Origin of the sequence: Streptomyces sp. NBC_00239 (assembly GCF_036194065.1) — a bacterium.
GTDB lineage: Bacteria > Actinomycetota > Actinomycetes > Streptomycetales > Streptomycetaceae > Streptomyces.
In genome coordinates this window covers 2795668-2821881 of sequence record NZ_CP108095.1, presented here as the reverse complement: position 1 = coordinate 2821881, position 26214 = coordinate 2795668, and the positions used below count along the sequence as shown (strand labels likewise).

Below are 26214 nucleotides of genomic sequence, written 5' to 3'. Positions count from 1 at the left end.
TGGGTCAAGCGGGGTGACGGGCCCTCGCTTGAGCCCTACTCTGCGCCAGTACATATGGCTGTTCGTTTAAATCAAGCCATTCAGCAACCGGGCATTGCGCCCTGGGGGGCTCATGCGTAGATCCAGAGGGCTGACTGCCGCCCTCGTCCTTTCCCTCGCCGGTGCGGGCACCGGCATCGGCCTGGTGATGATGCCGGAGGCGTCCGCCGTCACCTCTCCGGTGGCCTTCACCGCCGACGACCTGCCCACCTGGCAGCCGAACGGCATCGTGTGGGCCATGGCCCAGGCCAACGGCACCGTCTTCGCCGGCGGCACCTTCTCCGCGGTCCGCCCGCCGGAGGGCGCCGGCAGCGGCACCGAGCAGGAAGCCGTGAACTTCGTCGCGCTCGACGCCGCGACCGGTGCGCCGACCGCCTGCAAGCTCTCCTTCACCATCAGCGAGGGCACCGCGACGGTCCGCAGCCTGGTGGTCTCCAAGGACGAGAAGACCCTGTACGCCGCCGGCTACTTCGGCGCCGTCAACGGCACCCCGGTCAGCAGCGTCGCGGCGATCGACATCGCCGGCTGCACCCCCAAGGCCTCCTTCCACCCGAGCTTCCCCGCCACCGTGCGCGCGCTCGCCGTCACCGACGACACGCTCTACGCGGCCGGCGACTTCGGCACCGTGGAGGACCAGACCCGCGAGCGCTTCGCCGCGGTCGACGCCACCACCGGCGCCCTGAAGCCGTTCACCGCCAACGCGGACGAGCCGGGCCGGGCCGTCGAGGTCACCCCCGACGGCAAGAACGTGGTCCTCGGCGGCGACTTCTTCTCGGTCAACAACGCCAACTCGCACGCCCTGGCCGTGGTCAACGCCACCACCGGCGCGCTGACCAAGACCTACCCGAACGGGTACTTCCCGACCAACTCGGTCGTCAAGGACATCGCGACCGACGAGACGGGCATCTACACCGGCAGCGAGGGCTCCGGCGGCGGTGTCTTCGACGGCCGCTCCGGCATCAAGCTCACCGACTTCACCGAGAAGTGGCGCGACCGCTGCCTCGGCGCGACGCAGTACGTGCTCCCGTACCAGGGCGTGCTGTACAGCTCCTCGCACGCGCACGACTGCTCCACCGAGCTGGAGTACCCGGACGGCCGCCGCCGCCACCTGCTGGCGCAGCCCACCGACCACCAGGGCACACCCCCCGCCCCGGTCGACGGCTACGTCCGCGGTCCCGGCAAGCTCGGCTGGTTCCCCGACACCAACGACGGTCTCGGCGAGGGCATCGGCCCGCGCGTCATGGCCGTCGCCACCAAGAACGACGTCCAGTACATGTGGGTCGGCGGTGAGTTCACCACCGTCAACGGCGTCGAGCAGCAGAGCCTCACCCGCTTCGCCTCCACCGGCGACGTCGGCGCCCCGACCACCCCGGTCGCCAGCGCCGCCAGCGTCAAGCCCGGCGAGGCCCAGGTCCGCTGGCGCACCAGCTACGACCTGGACGACAGCAAGCTCACGTACAAGATCTACCGGAACGGCTCGGGCACTCCGGTCCACACCATGACCGCGAACTCCGTGGAGTTCGAGCGTCCCCAGGCCTCCTGGACGGACACCACGGTCAAGGCCGGCCAGTCCTACACCTACCGGGTGACGGCCACCGACGCGGCGGGCAACACCAGCGCCCTGTCGGCGACCGCCTCGGTCACCGTCCCGGCCTCGGTCCAGGCGTACCCGAACCAGGTCCGCACCGACGGCGCCAGCCTGTACTGGCGCTACGACGACACGGTCACCCCGTACGTCGCGGACTCGTCCAACGGCGGCAACACCAGCGGCATCCACGTCAACGGACCGGCGCTGCGCCAGGCCCCCGGCGCGGTCACCGGTGCCAGCACGGCGATCGGCTTCAACGGCAGCGACGAGCAGCTGTACAGCGACCGCCGCCAGTTCGTGGGCTCCGCGTACACCCTTGAGACCTGGTTCAAGACCGGCACCACCCGCGGTGGCAAGCTGATCGGCTTCGGGAACAACACCACCCGCAACAGCGCCTCGTACGACAAGCAGATCTACATGACCAACACCGGTCGTCTGGTCTTCGGCGTCTACAACGGGTCCACCCGCACCATCACCACCTCCGGCTGGTTCGACACGTACAACGACAACAAGTGGCACCACGTGGTCGCCACCCAGGGCCCCGCGGGCATGGCGCTGTACGTCGACGGCCAGAACAAGGGCACGCTGAGCGGCGTCACCACGCACCAGAACTACGCGGGCTACTGGCATGTCGGCGGCGACAACCTGGCGAGCTGGCCGACCCGTCCGACGAGCAACTTCTTCGCCGGACAGATCGACGAGACGGCCGTCTACCCGACCGCGCTCAGCCAGTCCCAGGTCCAGAACCACTACAACCTGGCGAAGGCCCCCTCCGACTCGGTCTCCGAGGTCTCCGCGACCGAGGACACCTACGTCAACCAGGGTGCCCCGAGCGCGTCGTACGGCACGTCCACCTCGATGGCCGTCCGCGGCAGCGGCTCGCTGTACGAGTCGTACCTGCGGTTCAACCTGCCGGCCGCGCCGGCCGGCCAGGTCCTCAAGGCCGCCTCGCTGCAGATCAAGACCTCGACCGCGGCGAACTCCGGCACCGCCGACACCGTCTCCGTGGTCCCGGTCACCGGCTCCTGGAGCGGTACGAGCACCTTCGCCACCAAGCCGACCGTCGGCACCACTGCCCTCGGTACGCTCGCCGGCGTCCCGGAGGGCTCGGCCATCCACAACATCGACCTGAACACCGCGACGCTCGCCGCCGCGCTGGGCACGTCGAACTACAGCCTCGCGCTGACCAGCAACGGCAGCGACCCGCTGTGGCTCTGGTCGTCCGAGTCGACGGCCGCGGAGGGCACTCCGCAGCTGATCCTCACCTTCGGCCCGCAGTAGCGGCCGCAGGAACGGGGGCGCGGGGTCCGGCCGGTCCGGCCGGGCCCCGCGCCCGTATCCGCCATCCGCGCGGCTCCGCAGCGCGCAGCCCCGCATCACCCCGAATGACCCAGTACCACTGGAGCCACCTGATGCGTCCCCTGAACCGGCGCTCCTCCGCCGCGGTCCTGCTGGCCGCCGCCCTCACCCTGACCGCCTGCAGCTCGGGCGGCGACGACGCGGGCATCCCGGCCGACGCGGGCAAGGCCCACGCGGCGGCCCCGTCCGCCGTGCCCGAACCCGGCACCGACACCCCGCCGCCGGCCGCGAAGACCGCCCCGCCGGCGGCCAAGCCGACCGGCCCGGTGCTCTCCGACGACCGGCTCAAGCCGGTCACCGGCTCCTTCACCAAGGACGAGAAGCAGTACCTGAGCGGCCGCGTGCCCGAGAAGATGGACCCGGCCGCGGTCCTGCAGACCGGGCAGGAAGCGTGCCAGCGGGTGGCCCGTACGGCCAAGCGCGACAAGGACGCGGCCACCGCGGCGATCATCGCCGGCGAGATCCCGGCGGCCAAGGACGCGATCCCGCACCTGTGCCCCGAGCTGAAGCCGGTGCTGGAGGTGGCCGAGAGCGGCTTCACGGACGGCGCGCTCAAGGACCCCGAGGCGGGCCGCTACCGCGCCCTGACCCCGGGCCCCGACTGCACCTGGCAGGCGAAGAACAGCGCCGGCAAGAGCCTGGCGTCGGGCCCCGGACTGGGTGCCGGAGCCGACACGAAGATCATCGCCAAGGTCCCGTCCGGCACCGCGGAGTTCGTCTCCACCGGCTGCTACGCCTGGATCCCGGCCTAGGGTCCGGCGGCGGCCCAGGACGTGGGTTGCGGCCCATGATCTGGGCTCCGGCCCATGACGTGGGTTCCGGCCCATGACAACAGTGACGCCCCCGGGCGGACGGGAGTCCGTTCGGGGGCGTCGGCGTGCCCGGGGGCCGCCGGGCGGGTCCGTCAGGGGCGGCCGGGCAGCGACTCGTACGTCGCCAGCAGGGTGTCGAGGACCGCGTCCATCGAGTAGGACGCCTCCGCCAGCTTCCGGGCGGCGCCCGACGCGGCCCGGTTCGCGTCCTCGTCCAGGAGCTCCAGGACCGCCGCGGCCACGCCCTCGGGGCCCGGCTCCACGGCCCGGCCCGCACCGGCCGCCGCGATGTCCTTCGCCAGCCCGTTGGAGTGGGTGACCACCGCGGGCACCCCCACCGACAGGGCCTCCAGCACCGACATCGGGAACGGCTCGTCCACCGAGGGCAGGACGTAGACGTGCGCCCTGCGCAGCTCTTCGAGCACCCGCTCGCCGGGCAGCGCCCCGGTCACCTCGATCCGGTCCGCCAGCCCCAGTTCGCCGATCCGCCGGGTGACCGCCGCGCGTTCGCCCTCGTCGGGGCCCGCGAGCACGAACTCCGCGTCCGGGTGCCGGCGCAGTACCTCCGCCGCCGCGTCCACGAAGTCCACCGGCCGCTTGCGGGCCTGCAGCCGCGCCGCGTACAGGATCCGCGGCGGGCCGGACAGGGGCGGCCGCTCATCCTGCGCGGGCGTGCCGTTGACCAGCCGTACGGTCCGCGGCAGTCCGGGCGGGCCCACCACGGCGTCCAGCCCGGTCCGCTCGTGAGGGGTCAGGTACAGCACGGCGCCGGCGCTCCGCAGCACCCGCCGGACCGCCACCGCGTCGAGGACCTTCGCGAGGAGCTTCTCGCTCGGGTCGACCATGCCGTGCGTCTGGAGGACCAGCGGCTTGCCGGCGCGCAGCGCGGCAAGCGCGACCGGCAGCGTCACCAGGTCCCGAGCCAGGTGCACGTGCACCACGTCGGCGTCCCGTACGAGCTTCCCGGCGCGGGCCAGCAGCGTCGGCGAGGTCATTCCGCTGAAGCCGAGGGGCAGCAGCCGCCGGGCCCGGTACAGCTGGGCGGGCACCCCCTCGACCTCGGTCGGCCAGGGGCCCTCGAAGCCGTCGCCGAGGGCGAGCAGCGCGGCCTGGTGGCCGCGGGACCGCAGCCCCTTGGCGAGGTTCAGGGCGACCCGGACCGGCCCGCCGAAGGCATGGGTGGGGGAGTGCAGGGTGACGGCGTGCAGGACTCTCACTTGGGCTCCTCCACCGGGCGGCGGGAACCGTCGGCAGTCTGCAGGGTCAGTTCGGGCAGGTCCTTGTGGACGACCGAGCCGGCGCCGGCGACGGCGTGCCGGCCGACGGTGACCCCGGCGAGCACGGTGGCGCGGGCGGCCACCCAGGCGCCGTCCTCGACGGTGATCGGGGCGTTGCGGTAGCGGAAGTCCGCGGCCCGGTGGTCGTGGCTGCCCGTGCACAGCAGCGCTTCCTGGGAGACGCAGACGTTCGCGCCGAGGGTGACGGGCTCCAGGTTGAGCAGCCAGGCGCCCTCGCCGATCCAGGTGTGGTCGCCGACGGTGAGCTTCCACGGCCACAGCACCCGTACCCGGTGCCGGATCAGCACGCCGGTGCCGATCCGCGCGCCGAACGCGCGCAGCAGCGCGACCCGCAGCCGGGCGGGGCAGAACCAGGCCATGAAGACCGTGTTCATCACGGCGAACCAGAGCGCCTGCGTCAGCAGTCCGCGGCCCTTGTCGTAGCCGGCCAGCGTGAAGGCCGGGAGATCACGCATCATTCACCCCCACCGGCACCGTCCCCCGGTGCCGACCGCTCACATTATCGGTTTACGGCGGACTAGACTGCGGCCGAACTCATGGCACGGGCGGGGGCACGGTTGGCAACGGACACACGCAGCCCGGCTCCGACGTCCGGACCCGGCTCCGCACCGGGTGCGAAGGCCGCCGAGCCGGCCGTCGAACAGCAGTGGGGACGCGTCACCACCCCCCGGACCCTGCTCTCGCGCGCCCTGTCGGTGCCGCTGGCCCTCGGCTTCACGGTCTTCCTGCCGCTGATGGTGGCGGTACAGACCGGCGCCGGCGCCAAGGACGGCGCCTTCTACCTCCAGCTCGCCCTCACCATGTACTCCGGCGCCCGGCTCTCGGCGATGGTCCTCACCAACCGCCGCAAGCTGCTCCAGGGCTCCTTCTGGCTGTTCGTGTACATGGCGATGGGCGTGGCCCCGCTCGCCCAGGCGGTGCTCGGGCAGGTGCCGACCCCGGTGGTCGGGCCGCGCACCGACCTGACCGCGGCGATCGCCCTGGTGCTGCTGGGGTGCATCTGCTTCGACGTCGGCGCGCTACTGGCCCGGCACCGGCCTTCGGGGCGGGCGCAGGGCGGTCGCGAGGAGCCCAAGCCCGTGATGGTGCACAAGCGGCGGCTCCAGTTGCTGACCGTCCTCGCCTTCCTGTGCAGCGGCGTGTTCGTGATGAAGCTCGGCGGTCCCGCCGTGTTCTTCAGCAGCCGGCAGGAGATCATCGCCGGCATCGCCGAAGCGGGCGTCTCGGCGGACGACGGGCAGGCCGGGCAGGCCTTCCTGCGCGGCTTCGGCACCGTACCGGCGCTGCTGGCCCTGCTGATCTACACGCGCTGGCTGGTCACCTCGACGCGGGCCCGGCGGATGCCGTCGGTGATCGCGACGTGGGGCGCGCTCGCCGCGCTCAACCTGGTCGTCAACAATCCGATCTCGAACCCGCGGTACTGGTTCCTGACCGTGATGTTCGCGCTGCTCTTCACGGTCTTCCCGGTGAGCGCGGCGATGTACCGGGTGGCGCTGTCCATGGGCGTGGTCGTGGCGCTGATCATCTTCCCGTTCGCGGACCGCTTCCGGTACGACGAGAAGAACTACAAGCCGGTGGAGACGACGTCCGTCCTGGAGCCGATGGCCCTCAAGGACTACGACCAGATCGGCATGTTCGCCAACACGATCACCTTCGCCGAGTCCGGCCCCGGCCACTTCTACGGCCGCCAGCTCGCCGGGTCGGTCTTCTTCGCCGTCCCCCGCTCGGTCTGGCCGGACAAGCCGCGCGACACCGGGGTGATGGTCGGGCAGTGGATGGGCACGGTCAACACCAACCTCTCCTCCCCGATCTGGGCGGAGCTGTGGATCGACTTCGGGCCGTTCGGTATGGGCGGGGTGCTGCTCGGGATCGGGTACGTGGCGTCCCGGGTGGACCGGAGGTACGCGAAGCGGGCCACTCGGCGGTCGCCGCCGGGCAGTCTGATCGCGGTGGTCGTCCCGCTCGTCGCGGGCTACTCCTTCATCCTGCTGCGCGGCCCGCTCCTCCAGGCGTCGGGCCGTGTCGCCATCGCCGTCATCTGCCTCGCGCTGGTGGCCACCTACCGCACCGACCGCCGCACGTCCCTCCGCTGACTGCGACCGCCTCCCAGCCCTGGCGGGCTGACCGGGACCGCCTCCCAGCCCTGGCGGGCTGGCCGTGGCGCGCGTTCCTCCTGGTCGGCTGCCTCGGCGGCAACTTCCAGCCTCGCCGGCGTTTGAGGCGCGGGTCCGGGCGGAGCCCGGTACCCGGCGGAGCCGGGTTGCCTTGGGGCTCCGCCCCAAACCCCGCGCCTCAAACGCCGGCGAGGCTGAAATCGCCGCATGCAGCGCCGACAGGGCTGGAATTGGCGCACGCAGCGCCGACAAGGGCTGGGGGTTTGCACGGGCGGGTCGGGGAGGAGCCGGGAGTTGGTTGCCACGGGGGGTGGTGGGCAACTCCCGGCTCCGGGGGCCTCGTAGCGGCCCGGGTGGTCAACTGCCGTCCGGGGACGGACAGTCGCTGCGGACGGAAGGGGACCGCCCGAAGTAGGGCCGTCGCGTACCCCCGTACCGCGACGGCAGCGACACCCCACCGGCACGGAGTGCCCGTATTCCGGTCACCCCGGCCGACGGGGGGACGGAATCCGGCCGGTCGGCCCTGGGGCGGCCATTCCCGGCGTTCGTCGCGCAACCGACATTGGCACGCGCGTCGCGTTCTGCGCACGCGTTCTCGCTGTCCCGGACAGCGGACACCTGTCCGTGCTGGTCAGCGCCTGTCCTGAATTGCGGCCGCCGCGCACCGGCCGCCGCCCGCGTCTCGATATCGCCCTTCACCGGGGCATCCGCTCGGGCAGGATGGCCGCCATGGAGGAGACTCAGGGGGAGCGCGCGCCCGGACACGCCCGGAACGCGGCGGAGTTCGTCACGCTGATGCGCGCGCTGAAGGAGCGGTCGGGGCTCACGTACCGGCAGTTGGAGGAGCGGGCCGCCGAGCAGGGCGAGGTGCTGGCGCGCAGCACGCTGGCCGGCGTACTGGGCGGCCGCACGCTGCCGCGGCCCGAGCTGCTGGCCGCGTTCGTACGCGCCTGCGGGGACGCGGACCGGGTCGGCGAGTGGCTGACCGCGTGGAGCACGGTCGCCGAACGGCAGTCGGCCGCGGCACGGCCGGAAACGCAGTCCCCCGACCCGTCTCCCCCGTCCCGTACGTCTCCACTGCCCCACCCGTCCCACCCGTCTCCCTCCTCGCCGCCGTCGCAGGAGCGGTCCCGGGAACGGCCGCAGGAACCGCCGCAGGCACGACCCCCGGCGGAGTCGGGCACGCCCGCCCACGAGTCCTCCCGTACGGACCCCTCCGACGCCGATCCCGCAGCCGCACCCACACCCGCAGCCGCACCCGCGCCCGGCACCGCGTTCGAGCTCACGCCCGAGCCGGCGGGTCCGCAGTCGCGGTCCGGGCGCGGGCGGGTGCCGTGGTCCGGGCGGGTCGCGGCCGGGGTCGCGGTGCTGCTGGCCGTCGCCGCGGCCGGGGCGTTCGCGGCGCTGAGTGCGGACGGGACCTCGGACACCCCGCCCCAGCAGCTCACCCGCACGGTCACACTGCCCTCCGGCTGGGTGCGGATCCTGCCGCTGAGCGCGCCGGGCATGTGCCTGACCGACGGCCGGGTGCCCGACAGCCGGTACACCCCGCTGGTCGCCGTGCAGCGGCCGTGTTCGCAGGCCGGACCGCAGACCACCCTGCTGGAGCGGATGGGCGGGGACCTGTACCGGATCCAGTGGCGGCACCCGGACTACGGGACCGGATGCCTCAAGGCCCTCACCGACGGCCCGGGCTTCGGACTGCTGGAGCCGATGGACGACTGCAAGACCGACAGCCGCTTCCACGTGGAGCCGTCCGGGCCGCGCGGCAGCAACCAGTACGTGTTCCGGGTGGACGGGCAGGGCTGCGTCGGCATCAAGGGGTCGGTCACCACGGCGGGGGCCGAGGCCGTGATGGAGCGGTGCGTCGGCCGCGGCGGGCAGCTCTTCGCCATCGAACCGGCCAACTGACCCCGCTCGCGGACCGGGGCTCTCCGGCACCCCGCGGCGCCCTGCAATGATGTGCCCCCGGGCGGGACGGTCGTACCCGCGTTCTATGAGGGGATCTGGTGGCGCATGGGCAGAGTCGGGACCGCACTTCGGGAGCTGCGCGGGGCGCAGAAGTCCGCGAAGGGGGTGTCGCTCTACTCCCGGTACGTGAACCGGCCCACCGGGCGGTACCTGGCCGCCGGCTCGTACGTGCTCGGGCTCAGCCCGAACCAGGTGACGCTGGTGAGCGCGGCGTTCAGTTTCGCGGCGATCGCCGCGGTCGCGCTGGCCGCACCCTCGTGGGCGCTGGGCGTCGCCGTGTGGGCGGCGCTCGCCCTGGGCTTCGCCTTCGACTCGGCGGACGGGCAGCTGGCCCGGCTGCGCGGCGGCGGCAGCGCGGCCGGCGAGTGGCTGGACCACGTGGTGGACTGCGCGAAGGTGACCGCGCTGCACAGCTGCGTGCTGATCGCGTTCTACCGGTTCCCCGAGGAGTACGGGCTGCCCGGTGACGGCTGGCTGCTGGTGCCGCTGGGCTTCCAGTTCGCCTCGGTGGTCACGTTCTTCGGCGGGCTGCTCACGGAGAAGCTGAAGCCCAAGGCGGAGCCGGGGAGCCCCGCCGCCGCCCCCTCCACGCTGCGCGCGGTGGCGCTGCTGCCGGTGGACTACGGGGTGTTCTGCCTGGTGTTCCTGCTGATCGGCGGCGGGGACCTGTTCCGGTGGGCGTACGCGGGCCTGGGCGCGGTGGCCGCGCTCTTCCTGCTCGCGTTCCTGGCGAAGTGGTTCCGCGAGGTCAGTGCCGTTCGGCGGTGAGCTGCTCGGGGAGCGGTGCGGCGAGCGCGTCCAGGGCCCGGCGCAGCTGGGTGCTGGACGTGTGCACGGTGTACGGGAAGTAGACGACGTCGACGCCGACCGTGGCGAAGTCGGTCTCCAGCTTGTCGCCCTTGGGCGTGCCCCGCCAGTCGTCGCCCTTGAAGATCACGTCGAAGCGGACCTGCTTCCAGGTCTCCAGCTTGTCCGGAACCGTCTCCACGAAGCCCGCGTCCACGTACTTGACGCTCCGGACGATCTCCAGCCGCTCGACGAGCGGGATCATCGGGCGGCGCCCCTTGGCCAATTCGGCCATTTCATCCGAAACCACTCCCGCAACCAGGTAGTCGCACTGACTGCGCGCATGGCGGAGGATGTTGAGATGCCCGATGTGGAACAGGTCATAGGCGCCCGGCGCGTAGCCGACGCGGTACGGCTTGCGCATGGGCGCTCTGTGTTCGGACATGTCTCGCTCCGTCATCGGTACCCCCACAGGCCACACTCCCCAGTGCGGCGGATTATCAGACGATAGCGTGCACATTCCGGGCCGTGTTGGTGAACGATTAGGGTGGCCTGCGCACCACCCAGGGGGGAAGGGGACGTTCCGTGTCCAGATCTGGCCACAAGAGGCTACTGCTCGTCTCGACGAATTACGCTCCGGAGCACGCCGGAATCGGTCCGTACGCGACGCAGATCGCCGAACACTGGGCAGAAATCGGCCACGAGACGCACGTCTTCACCGGTATGCCCCACTATCCGTCCTGGTCGCTGGACCCGGAGTACAAGGGGGCGCTCCGGCGCACGGAACAGCGCGCGGGGGTCACCCTGCACCGGCGCAGGCACACCGTGCCCGCCCGGCAGACCGCCGTGAAGCGAGCCGCGTTCGAAGGATCGATCCTTCTGCACGGCGCCGTGGCCCCGCCCCGGATGCAGCGGCCCGACGCCGTCCTCGCACAGATGCCCAGCCTCGCCGGCGGGGTGCTGGCCGCCCGGCTCGCCGCCCGCTGGAAGGTCCCGTACGTCCCCGTCGTCCAGGACCTGATGGGGGCCGCGGCCGCGCAGAGCGGGATCAGCGGCGGCGACAAGGCCGCCGCGCTCGCCGCGAAGGCCGAGGCGTACGCGCTGAAGCGGGCCACCCTGGTCGGTGTGATCCACGAGACGTTCGTGGACCGGGTCGTGGCCATGGGGGTGGACCCGGAGAAGATCCGGCTCGTCCCCAACTGGTCGCACGTGCCCGGTCCGTCCCAGCCGCGCGGCCGGACCCGCCACCACCTGGGCTGGGCGCCCGGCCAGACCGTGGTCCTGCACTCCGGGAACATGGGCCTCAAGCAGGGCCTGGAGGTCCTGGTCGGAGCCGCCCGGCTGGACCGGGACGTCCGTTTCGTCCTGATGGGTGACGGCAGTCAGCGCGCGGCGCTGGAGTCCCTGGCCGCCGACGTCCCGAACCTGGACATCATCCCCCCTGCCGCCGACGGCGAGTTCCCGGATATCCTCGCGGCGGCGGACGTACTCGCCGTCACCCAGCACGCGGCGGTGCTCGACATGAGCGTGCCCTCCAAGCTCACCTCCTACTTCGCGGCCGGCCGGCCCGTCGTCGCCTCCGTGGCGGCCGAGGGCGGCACCGCACAGGAGGTCGAACGGTCGGGCGCGGGTGTCCTCGTGGCACCGGAGGACCCGGAGGCACTGCTGAAGGCCGTATGGACCCTCGCGCAGGACCCGGCGGCGGCGGACGAGCTGGGCGCGGCCGGACCCCGCCACGTGGCGGCCCACCTGAGCCGCGACGCGGGCCTGGCCCGCATCGACGCACTCATAGACGAAGCACTTGGGGGTCCCCGGCCGTGACGGAGACGAACCGCGCCGCGGTGACGGCGGGCGAAGACGAACCGGACCTCCTCAGGGACCAGTTCCGGCAGCTGCTGCGCTACCGGCGGCTGATCGCGGGCGGCATCGGCATCGGCCTGCTCGGCGGCGCCTGGCTCGGGATCACCACGGCGGACACGTACGTGGCCACCGCCGACGTGGTCCTGCGCACCCCGACCGACGACCCCTTCAACCCGAGCCTGTCGCCCGACAAGGCGATCAACGTCGGCTCCGAGCGCCAGACCGCGCTCAGCAACTCCGTCGCCAAGGAGGCCGCGGACAAGCTCGGCATCCCGGAGTCCGGGCTCTCCGGACTGCGCAGCGGCCTCCAGGTCACCAACCCGCCGCAGAGCCTCGTCCTGCGCTTCACGTACACCGCGTCCTCCCCGCAGCAGGCCGCCAAGCGCGCCAACGCGATGACCGAGGCCTACCTCGCCAAGCGCCAGCAGGCCATCGAGAACATCCGCGACAAGATGGTGAAGGGGTACAAGGACCAGCGCGACCCCATCGCCAAGCGGCACGACGATCTCGTCAAGGAGATCTCCGGGCTGCCCGACGGCACCGCGCGCGACTCCGCCTACGCCACCAAGAGCGACCTGCTGGGACGGATCAGCCTGCTCCAGGGCAGCATCGCCAAGCTGGAAGCCCTCGACATGAGCCCCGGCCGGGTCACCAGCACCGCGACCCCGCCGACCATCCCCGACGGCCCCGGACTGCCGATGTCGCTCGCCCTCGGCGCGGCCGTCGGCCTGGCGCTCGGCCTGCTCGCCGCGTGGGTGCGGCTGGTCTTCGACCCCGCGCCGCGCTCCGACGGCGACGTCGCCCGCGCCCTGCGCGCGCCCGTGCTCGGCACCCTGCCCCGCGACAAGACCGGCGGCGGCCCGCTGCTCGCCGCGGGCGAGGCGGATCCGCGGCTCGCGGAGGAGTACCGGTCGGTGGCGTTCCGGCTGGCCTACGACGCCCGGTTCGCCGACCGGCGCCGGCTGCTGGTGGTCGCGCCGCGCGGCTCCAGCGAGACCGCCGCCGCGGCCGCCGTGAACCTCGCCGCGTCCTTCGCCGAGACCGGCAAGGACGTCCTGCTGATCGAAGCGGACCTGCGCACCCCCGTCCTGGCCAGCCAGCTGCGCACCGACACCGGCGCCCGGCCCCGCTGGAGCCACCCGGGCGGCGCCGCCGACACCGAGTGGCCCGACGGCCGCCAGCTCGCCGTGGACGCCGGCGAATCCGGCTCCTTCGACCTGATCCCGGGCGAGCGGGTGCGCAACGTGCCCCGCGCGCTGACCTCCCAGCGTGCCTCGCGCCTGATCTCCGAGGCCGACTCCCCCAACTCGACGGTGGTCGTCCTCGCCCCGCCCGTCCTCTCCTACGCGGACGCGCTCGCGCTCGTCGACCGGGTGGACGGCGTGCTCGTGGTCTGCGACCCGCGCGCGGTGCACCGTACCGACCTGGTCCGGATCCGCGAGCTGATCAGCGGCGCCGGCGGCACCGTGCTCGGAGCGGTGCTGCACGCCGAGCAGCCCAAGGACAAGAAGGGCGGCCGGAGCAAGTCCAAGGGCCGCCGCGGCGGCGAGCCGGCCTCCGCACCCGCCCCGCGCGTCGAGCCGAAGCCGCAGCCCGCGGCCCGCGTGCCCGACCCGACCCAGCACATCCCGGGCGACGGCACGGACACCGTGGCGCTGCGCACCGTCCGCACCGGACAGCGGTGACGGACCCGGACGGCGCGGTCCGGACCCCCGGGCCGCGCGATGCCTCCGCACGGCTGCCGCGCGAGCCGCGCCGGGCGGTGGCCCTGCTGGCCTCGGTCGGCGACCAGGCCGCGTCCAGCCTCACCAACATCCTGGTGCTGGTGCTGGCCGCCCGGCTGTCCACCGCGGACGGCTTCGCCGCGTTCTCGATGGTCTACGTCGCCTTCAGCGTGCTGCTCGGCCTGAACATGGCCTACGTCGGCCAGACCGTGGTCCTCGAACGCGGCCCGGCCCTCGGGGCGGCCTGCCGCTCCGCCGTCGCCTTCACCGGCCTCGGCTCGCTGGCCGCGGGCGCCCTGCTCGCCCTGACCGGGCTGCTCGTGGCCGGCGCCGGCGGCCGGGCCTTCCTCGCACTCGGCCTGGTCCTCCCGCTGGTCCTGCTCCAGGACGGCCTGCGGTACTGCTTCTCGGCGGTGCGCCAGCCGCAGCGGGCGTTCGCCGCGGACCTGCTCCGGCTGGTCTGCGTGCTGGCCGCGCTCGCCGTACAGCCGCACGGGGCCGGCCCGGCCCGGCTGGTGCTGGTGTGGGGGCTGTCGGCGCTGCCCGCGCTGGCCCTGGGCCTGCTCCTGCTGCGCCCGTTCACGGCCGGACACCGCGCCGAGCCCCGCCGGCTGCTGGGCCGCGACCACCTCGGGCGGCGCTTCGTGGTGGAGTTCGCCGTCGGCAACGGCTCCAGCCAGCTCGCCGTCCTCGGCCTCGGCGTCTTCGCGACCCCGCTCGCGGTCGGCGCGCTGCGCGGTGCGACCACCCTCTTCGGGCCGCTGAACGTGCTGTTCAACTCGGCGAACGCGTTCGGGCCGCCGGTGCTGGGCCGGTTCGTCGGCACACGGGCCGTGGTGCGGGCGACCGCGCTGCTGGGCCTGGTCCTCGCGGCGGTCGGTGCGGGCTGGGCGGCGGTCCTGTACGCGCTGCCCGACCGGATCGGGCGCGAGCTGCTCGGCGACACGTGGGCGCCGGCCGCGGCCCTGCTGCCGGCGACCGGTGCGCAGTACGCCGTGATGGGGCTGGGCACCTGCGCGCTGCTGACCCTGCGGGTCCTGTCGCCCAAGGCGACGCTCTCCGTGCAGGTCGTCTTCTCCCTGCTCTCGGTGGCGTTCCTCCTGACCGGCTACGCGATGTGGGGCGCGGCGGGCGCCGCGTGGGGCCTGGCGGCCGGCTCGGCCCTCAAGGCGGCAGCAGCCTGGTGGCGGGTATCCCGCGTCCCCACAACCCCCACCCCCACCCTCGCCGCCTGACGAGACACAGCTCCCGCCCCGCCGCCCCGGTCCCGACGCCCGCGTCGTGAGCCCGGCGGGTCGCGGGTCGCCGTTGGCTAGACCAGGCTGTCGCGCCACGCCCGGTGGAGTTGGGCGAAGCGGCCTGCGCCCGCGATGAGTTCGGCCGGTGTGCCGTCCTCGACGACGCGGCCGGCGTCCATGACCAGGACCCGGTCCGCGATCTCCACGGTGGAGAGCCGGTGCGCGATCACCACGGCCGTCCGCCCCCGCAACACCGTCCGCATTGCCTGCTGCACGGCCTGCTCACCCGGCACGTCCAGCGAGCTGGTCGCCTCGTCCAGGATCAGCACGGCCGGGTCGGCCAGCAGCGCCCGCGCGAAGGCCACCAGCTGCCGCTGCCCGGCCGAGATCCGGCCGCCCCGCTTGCGGACGTCCGTGTCGTACCCCTCCGGCAGCGCGCTGATGAAGTCGTGCGCGCCGATGGCCTTCGCCGCGTGCTCGATCTCGGCGCGGGTGGCGTCCGGGCGGCCCAGCGCGATGTTGTCGGCGACGCTGCCCGAGAAGAGGAACGCCTCCTGCGTCACCATCACGACCCCGCGCCGCAGTTCCGGCACCGAAAGGTCGCGCAGGTCGGTGCCGTCCAGCAGGACCCGGCCGTCCGTCGGGTCGTAGAACCGGGCCAGCAGCTTGGCGAGGGTGGACTTGCCGGCGCCGGTCGCCCCGACCACCGCCACCGTCTGCCCGGCGGGCACGGTCAGCTCGAACCGCGGCAGCACCTCGGCGCCGCCCTCCCGGTACGCGAACCGGACGTCCTCGAACACCACCTCGCGGCCCGGGTGTTCACGGTCGTGCGCGGGCAGCTCCCGCGGTTCGGCCGGCTCCGGCACCGAGGGCCGCTGGGCCAGCAGCCCGGCGATCTTCTCCAGCGAGGCCACCGCGGACTGGTACGAGTTGAGGAACATCGCCAGCCGGTCGATCGGGTCGTACAGCCGCCGCAGGTACAGCACCGCCGCGGCCAGCACGCCCAGCGCCAGCGAGTCGGTGGCCACCCGGTGCGCGCCCCACAGCACGATGCCGGCGACGGCGGTGTTGGCGATCAGCCGCGAGCCCGTCACGTAGCGGGCCATCTCGATGAGCGCGTCGCCGTTCGTGCGCTCCAGGTGCCGGTTCAGGACCAGGAAGTCGGCGTCGTTGGCGCGCTCGCGCCGGAACACCCGTACCGGCCGGATGCCGTTCATCGTCTCCGCGAACTTCACGATGACCGAGGCCATCGCCGTGGACCGCTCCGAGTAGATCTCGCCCGAGCGCCGCCGGTAGGCCTGCACCAGCAGGTACAGCGGCACGAAAGAGAGCGCGGCCACCCCGCCCAGGCCCAGGTCCAGCCACAGCAGCAGAGCGGTGATGAACACGAACGACAGGATCACGCCCAGCAGTTCCTGGAGGCCTTCGCTGAGCAGCTCGCGCAGCGACTCCACGTCCGTGGTCGACCGCGAGATCATCCGCCCCGAGGTGTACCGCTCGTGGAAGTCGAGGCTGAGCGCCTGCGACTGCCGGAAGATCCGCCCGCGCAGGTCGAGCAGCACGTCCTGGTTCACCCGCGCCGCGGCCCGGATGTAGCCGTACTGGAAGCCGCCCGTGCCCAGCGCGCACAGCAGGTACCCGGCGGCGACGGCGATCAGCGGCCCGTGGTCGCCGACCCGGAAGGCCGGCACCCCGCGGTCGATGGCGTACGCCACCAGCAGCGGCCCGCCCTGCGCCGCGGCCTGCTGCAACAGCAGCAGCAGGGCCGCCAGCAGCACCCCGCCGCGCCGCTCGCGCAGCAGCGACCCGAGCAGCGCCCGGGTCGCCCCGGCGGGCGCCTCCAGTTCGTCCCGCTCGATCGCGTCGGAGCCTTGCGTCACCGCGCTCACCGTCCGTTCCCCCCACGTTCCGGTACCGGCCCGTCCGACCTGTCCGGCACGTCCGGCCCGTCCGAAGGGCCGGAGGAGCCCGACGGGTCCGACGAGCCCGACATCAGCCACGCGTACTCCGGGTTGTCCCGCAGCAGTTCCTGGTGCGTGCCCACCGCCGTGACCCGGCCGCCGGACAGCAGGGCCACCCGGTCGGCGAGCAGCACGGTCGACGGCCGGTGCGCCACCACCAGCGCGGTGGTGTCCGCGAGCACCTCCCGCAGCGCCGCCTCGACCAGCGCCTCCGTATGGACGTCGAGGGCCGACAGCGGGTCGTCGAGCACCAGGAAGCGCGGGTTGCCGGCCACCGCCCGGGCCAGCGCGAGCCGTTGCCGCTGCCCGCCCGACAGGCTCAGCCCCTGCTCGCCGACCTGGGTGTCGGCCCCGTCGGGCAGTGCGGCGACGAAGCCGGCCTGCGCGGTCTCCAGCGCCCGGTCGAGGTCGGGCCCGCCCATGCGGACGTTCTCGGCCACGGTGGCGGAGAACAGCGTGGGCTCCTCGAACGCCACCGACACCAGCTCGCGCAGCCGTTCGCGCGGCATGGCCCGGACGTCCTCGCCGTCCAGGGTGATCCGCCCGGCGGTCAGCTCGTGCAGCCGCGGCACCAGCGCGGTCAGCGTGGTCTTGCCGCTGCCCGTGCTGCCGACGATCGCGAGCGTCTCCCCGGGACGCACGTGCAGGTCGACGCCGTCCAGCACCGGAGTGCTGCCGGGGTCCGCGTCCGGGTACCGGAAGCGCACCCCCTCGAAGCGCAGCCCGCCGCCACCGCCCGCCTCCCCGGTCTCCGAGGCGTCAGGTCCGCCGGCGTCCCGCCCGTCACCGTCCGGCCCGGCGGTCTCCGGCAGTTCGTCGAGCACCTCGAAGTACCGCTGGGTGGCCGTCGCGGCCTCCTGGCACAGCGCCAGCAGGTAGCCGAGCGAGTCCACCGGCCACCGCAGCGCGAGCGCCGTCGACAGGAACGCCACCAGCGTGCCGGCCGACAGCACCCCGTCCGCGACCTGCACGGCGCCCAGCACCAGCGCGGCGCCGATCGCCAGCTCCGGCAGGGTGCTCATCACCCCGGAGATCCCCGCGAGTAGCCGCGCCTTGGTCAGCTCGGTGCCGCGCAGCTCCTCGGCCAGCGTCCGGAACGCCCGGGCCTGGCTGCGGTGCCGACCGAAGCCCTTGACGATCCGGATGCCGAGGACGCTCTCCTCGATGACCGTGGTCAGATCGCCCACCTGGTCCTGGGACTGCCGGGACACCACCGCGTACTTCCGCTCGAAGGCGCCCGCGAGGAGCAGCAGCGGCACCACCGGCAGCAACAGCACCAGCCCCAGCGTCCACTTCTGCATCAGCAGGATCACCGCGCCGACCACGATGGTGACGCCGTTGACGACCAGGAAGGTCAGCGGGAACACCAGGAAGAGCCGCAGCAGCATCAGGTCCCCGGTGCCGCGCGAGAGCAGCTGGCCCGAGGCCCACTTGTCGTGGAAGGCCACCGGCAGCCGTTGCAGGTGCCCGTACAGATCGCCCCGCATGTCCGCCTCGACCCGGGACAGCGGCCGGGCCACCAGCCACCGCCGGAAGCCGAAGAGCAGCGCCTCGGCGAGCCCGAGCAGCAGCAGGTACAGGGCACCGAGCCAGACGCCCGCGGTGTCCCCGTCGGCCACCGGCCCGTCCACGATCCACTTCAGGACCAGCGGGATGACCAGACTCAGACAGGACGCCACGACGGCGACGACGGCCGCGCCGAACCAGCGCCCGCGCACCGGCCGCACATAGGGCCAGAGCCGGAGCAGGGTCCGTATCGCGGACGGATGAGTGGAGGTTGCACCTATTGACGACATCAGGCGTGAGCTTACGATTCGCTCCTGACGCTGCCCAGCGAATATTCAGTGGACATCCGGGGGGACCATGAAATGGCTACGGCGTGCCGTGCCCGCACTGCTGCTGGCGCCGCTGCTGGCCGCATGCGGCGGCGACGAGGACCAGGGCGCCGCCGTGTTCGGCAAACCCCTCGCGCAGCAGCTGAAGGCGGCCGTCGCCGAGACCCGCGCCGCCGGGTCGGCCCGCTTCACCGCGACCGTCGAGTACAACTCGCCGACCACGACGGCCCGTCACCTCGCCACCGGCACCCTCGATTTCGCCCGCGGCACCGCGCAGGCCGAGTTGACCCGTGAGGTGCCCGCCGACTTCCCCGCGGACGCCGCGCCCCGCCTGGACCGCAACGGCGTCACCTACCCGCAGACCCTCGCCACCGCCGGCGCCGACGTGTACGCCCGCGGCGTCGACGGCGTCTGGCTGCACTGGCCGGCCGCCGCCCGGGCCGCCCTCGACCCCAAGGGCGACGCCGCCGTCTCGCTGCACGCCCCCGGCAGGGTCCTCCCGTTCGGCGGCACCCTCGCCGAACTCGTCGCCGCGGCCGTGCCGCAGCAGGAGCCGATCCGCCGCGAGGACGGCGGCCGGGAGTACGCGGCCACCGTGCCCCTCGGCCGCGCCCAGGACCTGCTGCCGTCCCGGATCGGCCCCAAGACCGACAGCAAGGCGTACCTGGAGGAGCCGCTGCCGCTCACCGTCGTCCTCGACGCCCGGGGCCGCCTCCTCTCCGCCGACGTGGACATGGTGCTCGTGCTGGAGCAGATGAACGGCAGCAGCCACCAGAGCATGCAGGGCCTGCCCGGCGTCACCGGCCTGCACGCCACCCTCACCATGGCCGGCTACGGCGAACCCGCCGGACACCGCAGCCCCGCCGGGCCGCGGACCGCGGACGCCCGCCGCTCCGCCACCGACACCTTCTCCCTGCGCAAGGGCACCTGCGCGGTGCCCACCGCGGGACTCGGCGACGCCACCCGGGTCCGCGTGGTCGGCTGCGACCGCCGGCACACGATGCGGTTCTTCGCCCAGGGCGCCACCGAGGACGCCGGGCAGGTCACGCCCGCGCAGTTCACCGAGAACACCTGCGCCGGCCCGTACGCACAGGTCCCCGCCGCCTGGCGGCGCGGCGCCGAGAAGGCGTACGGCCAGACGCTGCGGATCGACATGGGCTCCTTCAAGTTCCGCTTCGACGGGAACGGCGAGATCACCGGCCCGCCGCCGAAGACGGCCATGGACGTCGCCTGCTACGTCTCGACCCCCTGAGCCACAGGCGCCCGGCCACTTCCTCACGCCCCTCACGCCACGACCCGCAGGAACAGCACCGACCGGGCCGGGACCGTCACCGCGGTCCCGGCCCGCAGCACGGTCCCCGGCGCCGCCGCCTGGTCCTCGCGGGAGGTGTCCACGAGGAGTTCGTACCGCTCCGCCCACGGCGGACCCGGCAGCACCCACGACACCGGCCGGTCCGAGGCGTGCAGCAGCGCCAGGAAGCTGTCGTCCGTCACCTGCTCGCCGCGGGCGTCCCGGCCCGGGATGTCCCGCCCCGACAGGTACAGGCCCAGCGCCGCCGCCGGCGCGTACCAGTCCCGTTCGGTCATCTCCGCGCCCGCCGGCGTGAACCAGGCCAGGTCCCGCAGCCCGTCCGCGCCCTGCGCCCGCCCCGAGAAGAACGCCCGCCGGCGCAGCACAGGATGGGCGTGGCGCAGCGCGATCAGCCGGGTGGTCAGCTCCAGCAGCGGCCGCCAGGCCGGGTCGTCGGCCAGCGACCAGTCCACCCAGCCGGTCTCGTTGTCCTGGCAGTACGCGTTGTTGTTGCCGCCCTGGGTGCGCCCCAGCTCGTCGCCCGCGACCAGCATCGGCACGCCCGTCGACAGCAGCAGCGTCGTCAGCAGGTTCCGCAGCTGGCGCCGGCGCAGCGCCAGGATGCGCGGGTCCGTGCCCTCCGGGGGATCGCCCTCGACCCCGCAGTTCCAGGACCGGTTGTCGTTGGTGCCGTCCTGGTTGGCCTCCCCGTTCGCCTCGTTGTGCTTGCGCTCGTACGAAACGAGGTCGCGCAGGGTGAACCCGTCGTGCGCGGTCACGAAGTTCACGGAGGCGTACGGCCGCCGCCCGCCCCACGCGTACAGGTCGCTCGACCCCGACAGCCGGTAGCCCAGGTCCCGTACGTCGGGCAGCGCGCCCCGCCAGAAGTCCCGCACCGCGTCCCGGTACCGGTCGTTCCACTCCGTCCACAGCGGCGGGAACGCGCCCACCTGGTAGCCGCCCGAGCCCACGTCCCAGGGCTCCGCGATCAGCTTCACCCGGCGCAGCACCGGATCCTGGGCGATGACCGCCAGGAACGGCGAGAGCATGTCCACGTCGTGCATGGAGCGGGCCAGCGCCGCCGCCAGGTCGAAGCGGAAGCCGTCCACCCCCATCTCCGTCACCCAGTACCGCAGCGAGTCCGTGATCAGCCGCAGCACGTGCGGGCGGCCCGCGTGCAGGGTGTTCCCGCAGCCCGTGTAGTCCGCGTACCGGCGCTGGTCGGACTGCAGCCGGTAGTAGCCGCGGTTGTCGATGCCGCGCAGCGACAGGGTCGGGCCCAGCTCGCCCGCCTCCGCCGTGTGGTTGTAGACCACGTCGAGGATCACCTCGATGCCCGCCGCGTGCAGCGCCCGCACCATCCGCTTGAACTCGCCGACCTGCTGCCCGGCCGTCCCGGACGCCGAGTACCCGGCGTGCGGCGCGAAGTAGCCGATCGAGTTGTAGCCCCAGTGGTTGCGCAGCCCGCGCCGCAGCAGGTGGTCCTCGTGCGCGAACTGGTGCACCGGCAGCAGCTCGACCGCCGTCACCCCCAGCCGCGTCAGATGGCCGATCGCCGCCGGATGGGCCAGCCCCGCGTACGTGCCGCGCAGCTCCGGCGGCACCTCCGGGTGGCGCATCGTGAACCCGCGCACGTGCAGCTCGTAGATGACCGAGTCCGCCCACGGCGTCTTGGGCCGCACGTCGTCCGCCCAGTCGTCGTCATCGTGGACGACCACCCCCTTGGGCACGTGCGGGGCCGAGTCCCGGTCGTCGCGCACGGTGTCCGCGATGTACTGCTGCGGCCAGTCCCGGACGTGCCCGTACACCTCCGGCGGCAGCGCGAAGTCCCCGTCCACCGCCCGCGCGTACGGGTCCAGCAGCAGCTTCGCCGGATTGAACCGGGCGCCCGTCCACGGGTCCCAGCGACCGTGCACCCGGAACCCGTACCGCTGTCCCGGCCGCACCCCCGGCACGAAACCGTGCCAGATCTCGTGCGTCAGCTCCGGCAGCGCGCAGCGGGTCTCCGCCCCGCGCTCGTCGAACAGGCACAGCTCGACCCGCTCCGCGCCGCCGCCCGCCCACAGCGCGAAGTTGGTGCCCGCCACCCCGTCCGGGCCCACCCGGAACCGGGCCCCCAGGGGCGTCGGCGCGCCCGGCCACACTGGTCGGCCCGCCGGCTCCGGCACGGGTCCGGCTGCTCCGGCCGCCCCGGCCGGCCGCGTCCCGGCGCCGCGCCGCGGTGCGGGCGCGGCCGGGCCGTCCCGCACCGCCCCCGCCGTCTCCTGATCTGCTGCGCTCGACACCGTCCGGCCTCCCGCGGCTCTCGGTACCTGCGGGGGTCCAAGCGGTCTCGGGGAAGTGAGGCACGGCCCGGCGCCGCCCGGCACGCACTCTCGCCGCACCGGCCAAGACCCGAGTACGTCCCGTACGAGGGCCTTGGGCCGGCACGCCGATCGCACGCACCGGGCGACGCGGAACCGCACCCCACTTCCCCGAGGCCGCTTGGGGGCCGCGGCGTCCCGGCCGCGGCCCGCCCCCGTCTGATCGGTCTGGTCCTTCCCCCTGTTCTGCCCGCAACCGGGCCCGCACTCACGTTTCCCCCGGAGGGCCGCACTCGTTGCAGGTGCGTGAGCTATCTGAAGAGGCGGCTGCTGGCCGCCACGGTGGTGTGGGCGGGGCTCGTCGGCGGGGCGGCCGGGTGCAGCGGACAGAGCGCCCCCGGCGTCGAGGTGGAGATGCCGGGCAAACCGAGGTCACCGCGCGAGGCGATCCGCATCACCCCCGAGGACGGTGCGAAGGGGGTGCCGGCCGGCGGACCGCTCACCGTCTCCGTCCCCGAGGGCCGGCTGGAGCGGGTGGTCGTCACCAAGGTCGAGGACGCGCAGGCCGAGGAGGTCCCCGGCAGCATCGCCGGCGACGGGCTCAGCTGGAGTCCCGACCCGGCCGCCGGGAAGCTCGCCCTGGCCGCCAAGTACACCGTGGACGCGGTGGCCCTCGACGGCCACAGCCGCCGGCAGGCCCGCCACACCAGCTTCACCACGTACGTCCCCGAGGAGCGGTTCATCGGCTACTTCAAGCCCGAGAACCGCTCGACCGTCGGCACCGGGATGATCGTCTCCTTCAGCTTCAACCGGGCCATCCAGAACCGCGCCGAGGTGGAGCGCGCCATCACCGTCACCGCCGACCCGGAGACCGAGGTGGCCGGCCACTGGTTCGGCGACGAGCGCCTCGACTTCCGGCCCCGCCGCTACTGGAAGCCGGGCACCGAGGTCACCGTGACGATGAAGCTCCGCGACGTCGAGGGCGCACCCGGCTCGTACGGCATCCAGAGCAAGACCGTCCGCTTCACCGTCGGCCGGCACCAGGTCTCCACCGTCGACGCGGCCGCGCACACCATGGAGGTGCGCCGCGACGGGAAGCTGCTCTCCACCGTCCCGATCAGCGCCGGCGCGCCGAAGAACACCACGTACAACGGCAAGATGGTGGTCTCCGAGCTGTTCGACGTGACCCGGATGAACGGCCAGACCGTCGGCTTCGGCGGCGAGTACGACATCCCCGACGTGCCGCACGCCATGCGGCTCACCGCGTCCGGCACCTTCCTGCACGGCAACTACTGGGCCGACCCCGCCACCTTCGGCTCCCTCAACACCAGCCACGGCTGCATCGGCCTGCGCGACGACAAGGGCGGCGGCTCCGACACCCCGGCCGGCTGGTTCTTCGACCGCACCCTCGTCGGCGACGTCGTCGAGGTCGTCCACTCGAAGGACAAGACGGTCGCCCCGGACAACGGGCTGGGCGGCTGGAACCTCAGCTGGGCCGACTGGACGGCGGGCTCCGCGCTGACATGAGCGCACGTCAGGACACGCGCCGGAGCGCACGGAAGGGTGATTGTGTGATCGGAATGCCGTAGCGGGGAGTGTCGTCCCGCGGCCCTTCCCACCCCTCCGTCCAGCCTGTCAGGGCACAGCGGACAGGCTAGGGACGGAGCGAAATGACAGGTAGGACGGCGAGGGGCATCCCCCTCGGTCTCGCGGTCGCGGTGGTGCTGGCGGGGGTGACTCCGGTGTCCGCCGCCTTCGCCGCGCCGGCGGCCGTACGGGCGGCGGCGCCGCTTCCCGGCGGCCTCGGCCCGTGCGTGCCGGGCGACTGCCCGCAGACGTGGCCCGAGCCGAACAACATGGACCCCACCGGCACCGACAACGCCGTCAACGTCTTCGTGGGCGGCGACTTCCGCGTCCGGGAGCGGGCCGCGGAGGCCGAGGGCAAGGTCGTCGTCATGGGCGGCTTCGACATGGCGAAGGCGGCCGCCGCCAGCTCCGTCTACAACATCGGGATCGTCGGCGTCGGCTCCCAGGTCCGGCCGCCCGCCGGCTCCGACTTCCTCGCCACCGGCGGCAACGTGAGCGTCGCCCCCAACCAGACCCTCCTCGCCGACGGCGGCGTGGTGCGGTACGCGGGCACCCTCACCGGCAACGTCACGGGCACCAAGATCCCCGACGCCAACGCGGTCGCGCGCTACCGCGGACTGCGCGAGGAACTGACGGCGGCGAGCAAGTGCTACGCCCGGGTCGACGGGCGGCCCCGCCCGGCCACCGGCACCGTGGAGAACCTCGGCTACGAGACGCTGTTCACCGGCGACGGCGCCGCCTCGCTCCAGGTCTTCAACGTCACGGGCAACCTCGCGGGCCGCGGCGACGTGCAGCAGTCCCTGCGCTTCGCCAACATCCCGGCGAACGCGACCGTCCTGGTCAACGTGCTCGGCACCGCCCCGATCGTGAACACCTCCAGCGGCGTGCTCGCCGGGGTGTCCCGGGACAGGCTGCTGTGGAACTTCCCCGACGCCGCGACGGTGCGGCTGATCGGCACCGGCCAGTTCCAGGGCGCCACCCTGATCGCCGAGCCGGGCTCCGAGACCACCGTCCAGCTGCCCGGCATGAACGGGCGCTTCTTCACCTCCGGCAGCCTCACCCACACCAGCGCGGCCACCGGGGGCGGCGGCCAGGAGTTCCACTCCTACCCCTTCAACGGCGACCTGCCCGCCTGCGGCGGCCTCCCGCCCGTGACCGGCGACGTCAGCGTCCTGAAGGTGGACTCCGAGAGCGACGAGGTCCTGCCCGGCGCGGTCTTCGAGCTGTGGAAGGAGACCAACGGGACGCCGGGCCTGCAGACCGGCGCGACCGGCGGTGACACCAAGGTCGACGACTGCACCACCCCGGCGACCGGCGTCTGCTCCAGCTCCCAGGCGCTCGGCACCTACTACTGGCGGGAGACCGCCCCGCCGGCCGGCCACGACCTCCCCTCGGACCCGGTGTTCGGCCCGCTCGTGCTGACGGCGGAGAACGCCTCCGCGGGCGTGTCGGTCCGCGCGGCGAACACCGCCACCGTGGTGCCCCCGCCGACCGGCACGGTCTCCGTGCGGAAGGTGGACTCCGAGACCGGCGAGGCGCTGCCGGGCGCGGTCTTCGAGTTGTGGAAGGAGACCAACGGCACGGCGGGCCTCCAGCCGATCGGGATCAACGCCGACACCAAGATCGGTGACGACTGCACCACCCCGGCGGACGGCACCTGCACCCGCACCGTCCCGGTCGGCACCTACTACTGGCGCGAGACCACCCCGCCGGCCGGCCACGACCTGCCCGCGAACCCGGTGTTCGGCCCGCTGGTCCTGACCGAGCGGAACCTCGCGGTCGGGGTCGAGGTGACCGCGCCCAACGAGAAGACGACGAAGCCGCCGAAGCCCCCGTACACGGGCGGCATCAAGGTCGTGAAGAAGGACGCCAAGACCGGCCGGCCGCTGCGCGGCGCGGTGTTCGACGTGTGGCGCGAGACCAACGGGGTCGCGGGCCTGCAGACCACCGGGAACCGCCGCGACCGCCTCGTCGAGCCCGGTTGCGCGACCGACCGGCACGGCACCTGCACCTTCGACGGCCTGCCGGAGGGCGACTACTACCTCCGCGAGACCGACGTCCCGGAGGGCTACGTCCTGCCGCCCCGTCCGGTCATCGGCCCGCTGCCCGTCTCCAGGCACAACGAGGAGAGGTGGCTGACCGTGCACGTCAAGAACAAGCGCACCGAACACGGCAAGGGCAAGGACGAGCACGGGCGCGGCGAACACGGCGAGGGAGAGCACGGCGAAGGAGAGCACGGCGAGGGAGAGCACGGCCATGACGGCCAGGAAGGCGACCACGAGGACGGTCCTGAGGGCGGCCACGAGGACGGCCCGGAGGACGGCGGCTGGCGTGGCCACCGCCCCTGACCCGTCCGGGCCGGGTGCCCCTCGGTCCTGACCCGTCCGGGCCGTACGCGCGTCGGGCCTGACGCGCACGGACGGGCGCCCCCGGGGATCGGCCCGTACG

General features: G+C 73.4%; 17 protein-coding genes. 11 read left to right on the top strand and 6 right to left on the bottom strand.

Annotated elements, in window-relative coordinates; all coding sequences use genetic code 11:
- Window positions 1-112 precede the first annotated feature (112 nt).
- The gene (locus OG764_RS12225; RefSeq protein WP_328968448.1) at window positions 113-2908 is read left to right on the top strand and encodes a CBM96 family carbohydrate-binding protein; all 2796 of its coding nucleotides are present in this window, start codon (window positions 113-115) and stop codon (window positions 2906-2908) included.
- Between the two features lie 131 nt (window positions 2909-3039).
- Window positions 3040-3738, top strand: coding sequence for a hypothetical protein (locus tag OG764_RS12220; RefSeq protein WP_328968447.1), 699 nt, complete (start codon window positions 3040-3042; stop codon window positions 3736-3738).
- A 152-nt stretch (window positions 3739-3890) separates the two neighbouring features.
- Here the strand turns inward: OG764_RS12220 and OG764_RS12215 are convergent, their stop codons facing one another.
- Both OG764_RS12215 and OG764_RS12210 read right to left on the bottom strand, forming a co-directional pair.
- Window positions 3891-5015, bottom strand: a complete 1125-nt coding sequence (locus OG764_RS12215) for a glycosyltransferase (RefSeq protein WP_328968446.1) — start codon at window positions 5013-5015, stop codon at window positions 3891-3893.
- On the bottom strand, window positions 5012-5551 hold the full coding sequence (locus OG764_RS12210) for a WcaF family extracellular polysaccharide biosynthesis acetyltransferase (RefSeq protein WP_328968445.1): 540 nt from the start codon (window positions 5549-5551) through the stop codon (window positions 5012-5014). Before OG764_RS12210 ends, OG764_RS12215 begins: the two co-directional genes overlap by 4 nt.
- 279 nt (window positions 5552-5830) lie before the next feature.
- Between OG764_RS12210 and OG764_RS12205 the strand changes: the two genes are divergently transcribed.
- The 3 genes from OG764_RS12205 to OG764_RS12195 all read left to right on the top strand — a co-directional run bounded on the left by OG764_RS12205 (window position 5831) and on the right by OG764_RS12195 (window position 9949).
- A complete protein-coding gene (locus tag OG764_RS12205; protein ID WP_328972969.1) occupies window positions 5831-7189 on the top strand; it encodes a hypothetical protein in 1359 nt (452 codons plus the stop codon).
- A 750-nt stretch (window positions 7190-7939) separates the two neighbouring features.
- Window positions 7940-9121 (top strand): helix-turn-helix transcriptional regulator, encoded by a 1182-nt coding sequence (locus tag OG764_RS12200; protein ID WP_328968444.1) that lies wholly within the window; start codon window positions 7940-7942, stop codon window positions 9119-9121.
- 105 nt (window positions 9122-9226) lie between these two features.
- The gene (locus tag OG764_RS12195) at window positions 9227-9949 is read left to right on the top strand and encodes a CDP-alcohol phosphatidyltransferase family protein (RefSeq protein WP_328968443.1); all 723 of its coding nucleotides are present in this window, start codon (window positions 9227-9229) and stop codon (window positions 9947-9949) included.
- Here OG764_RS12195 and OG764_RS12190 read toward each other — a convergent pair.
- Window positions 9930-10412: an adenylyltransferase/cytidyltransferase family protein gene (locus OG764_RS12190; protein ID WP_328968442.1), complete on the bottom strand. Its 483-nt coding sequence runs from the start codon at window positions 10410-10412 to the stop codon at window positions 9930-9932. The two genes, OG764_RS12195 and OG764_RS12190, sit on opposite strands and share 20 nt — an antisense overlap.
- 140 nt (window positions 10413-10552) lie before the next feature.
- On the opposite strand from OG764_RS12190, the gene OG764_RS12185 reads away from it, so the two are divergent.
- From OG764_RS12185 to OG764_RS12175, 3 genes are read left to right on the top strand one after another with little or no spacing between them, the layout of a single operon-like run.
- Window positions 10553-11788, top strand: coding sequence for a glycosyltransferase (locus OG764_RS12185; RefSeq protein ID WP_328968441.1), 1236 nt, complete (start codon window positions 10553-10555; stop codon window positions 11786-11788).
- The gene (locus OG764_RS12180) at window positions 11785-13512 is read left to right on the top strand and encodes a lipopolysaccharide biosynthesis protein (RefSeq protein WP_328968440.1); all 1728 of its coding nucleotides are present in this window, start codon (window positions 11785-11787) and stop codon (window positions 13510-13512) included. The genes OG764_RS12185 and OG764_RS12180 overlap by 4 nt, the downstream gene beginning before the upstream one ends.
- A 53-nt stretch (window positions 13513-13565) precedes the next feature.
- On the top strand, window positions 13566-14786 hold the full coding sequence (locus OG764_RS12175; RefSeq protein ID WP_443056207.1) for a hypothetical protein: 1221 nt from the start codon (window positions 13566-13568) through the stop codon (window positions 14784-14786).
- 77 nt (window positions 14787-14863) lie between these two features.
- Here OG764_RS12175 and OG764_RS12170 read toward each other — a convergent pair whose 3' ends face one another.
- Together OG764_RS12170 and OG764_RS12165 are read right to left on the bottom strand one after the other, a co-directional pair.
- The gene (locus OG764_RS12170; protein WP_443055904.1) at window positions 14864-16678 is read right to left on the bottom strand and encodes an ABC transporter ATP-binding protein; all 1815 of its coding nucleotides are present in this window, start codon (window positions 16676-16678) and stop codon (window positions 14864-14866) included.
- Entirely contained in the window at window positions 16675-18546 is a 1872-nt protein-coding gene (locus OG764_RS12165) for an ABC transporter ATP-binding protein (RefSeq protein WP_328968437.1), read from the bottom strand. The genes OG764_RS12170 and OG764_RS12165 overlap by 4 nt, the downstream gene beginning before the upstream one ends.
- Before the next feature lie 67 nt (window positions 18547-18613).
- On the opposite strand from OG764_RS12165, the gene OG764_RS12160 reads away from it, so the two are divergent.
- Complete coding sequence (locus OG764_RS12160) at window positions 18614-19837, top strand: hypothetical protein (protein WP_328968436.1); 1224 nt, start codon at window positions 18614-18616, stop codon at window positions 19835-19837.
- 32 nt (window positions 19838-19869) lie between these two features.
- On the opposite strand, the gene glgX is transcribed toward OG764_RS12160, so the two are convergent.
- Window positions 19870-22161 (bottom strand): glycogen debranching protein GlgX, encoded by a 2292-nt coding sequence (gene glgX / locus OG764_RS12155; RefSeq protein WP_328968435.1) that lies wholly within the window; start codon window positions 22159-22161, stop codon window positions 19870-19872.
- A 324-nt stretch (window positions 22162-22485) separates the two neighbouring features.
- Between glgX and OG764_RS12150 the strand changes: the two genes are divergently transcribed.
- Window positions 22486-23706 (top strand): L,D-transpeptidase, encoded by a 1221-nt coding sequence (locus OG764_RS12150; protein WP_328968434.1) that lies wholly within the window; start codon window positions 22486-22488, stop codon window positions 23704-23706.
- 143 nt (window positions 23707-23849) lie between these two features.
- Window positions 23850-26114: a choice-of-anchor A family protein gene (locus tag OG764_RS12145; RefSeq protein WP_328968433.1), complete on the top strand. Its 2265-nt coding sequence runs from the start codon at window positions 23850-23852 to the stop codon at window positions 26112-26114.
- The last annotated feature ends 100 nt before the right edge of the window (window positions 26115-26214 follow it).

What these genes read in the sequence shown, in the direction of transcription:
- OG764_RS12225 (WP_328968448.1), top strand. Translation starts at nt 113, where the DNA reads ATGCGTAGATCCAGAGGGCTGACTGCCGCCCTCGTCCTTTCCCTCGCC.
- OG764_RS12220 (WP_328968447.1), top strand. Translation starts at nt 3,040, where the DNA reads ATGCGTCCCCTGAACCGGCGCTCCTCCGCCGCGGTCCTGCTGGCCGCC.
- OG764_RS12210 (WP_328968445.1), bottom strand. Translation starts at nt 5,551, where the DNA reads ATGCGTGATCTCCCGGCCTTCACGCTGGCCGGCTACGACAAGGGCCGC.
- OG764_RS12205 (WP_328972969.1), top strand. Translation starts at nt 5,831, where the DNA reads ATGGTGGCGGTACAGACCGGCGCCGGCGCCAAGGACGGCGCCTTCTAC.
- OG764_RS12200 (WP_328968444.1), top strand. Translation starts at nt 7,940, where the DNA reads ATGGAGGAGACTCAGGGGGAGCGCGCGCCCGGACACGCCCGGAACGCG.
- OG764_RS12195 (WP_328968443.1), top strand. Translation starts at nt 9,227, where the DNA reads ATGGGCAGAGTCGGGACCGCACTTCGGGAGCTGCGCGGGGCGCAGAAG.
- OG764_RS12190 (WP_328968442.1), bottom strand. Translation starts at nt 10,412, where the DNA reads ATGTCCGAACACAGAGCGCCCATGCGCAAGCCGTACCGCGTCGGCTAC.
- OG764_RS12165 (WP_328968437.1), bottom strand. Translation starts at nt 18,546, where the DNA reads ATGTCGTCAATAGGTGCAACCTCCACTCATCCGTCCGCGATACGGACC.
- OG764_RS12160 (WP_328968436.1), top strand. Translation starts at nt 18,614, where the DNA reads ATGAAATGGCTACGGCGTGCCGTGCCCGCACTGCTGCTGGCGCCGCTG.
- OG764_RS12145 (WP_328968433.1), top strand. Translation starts at nt 23,850, where the DNA reads ATGACAGGTAGGACGGCGAGGGGCATCCCCCTCGGTCTCGCGGTCGCG.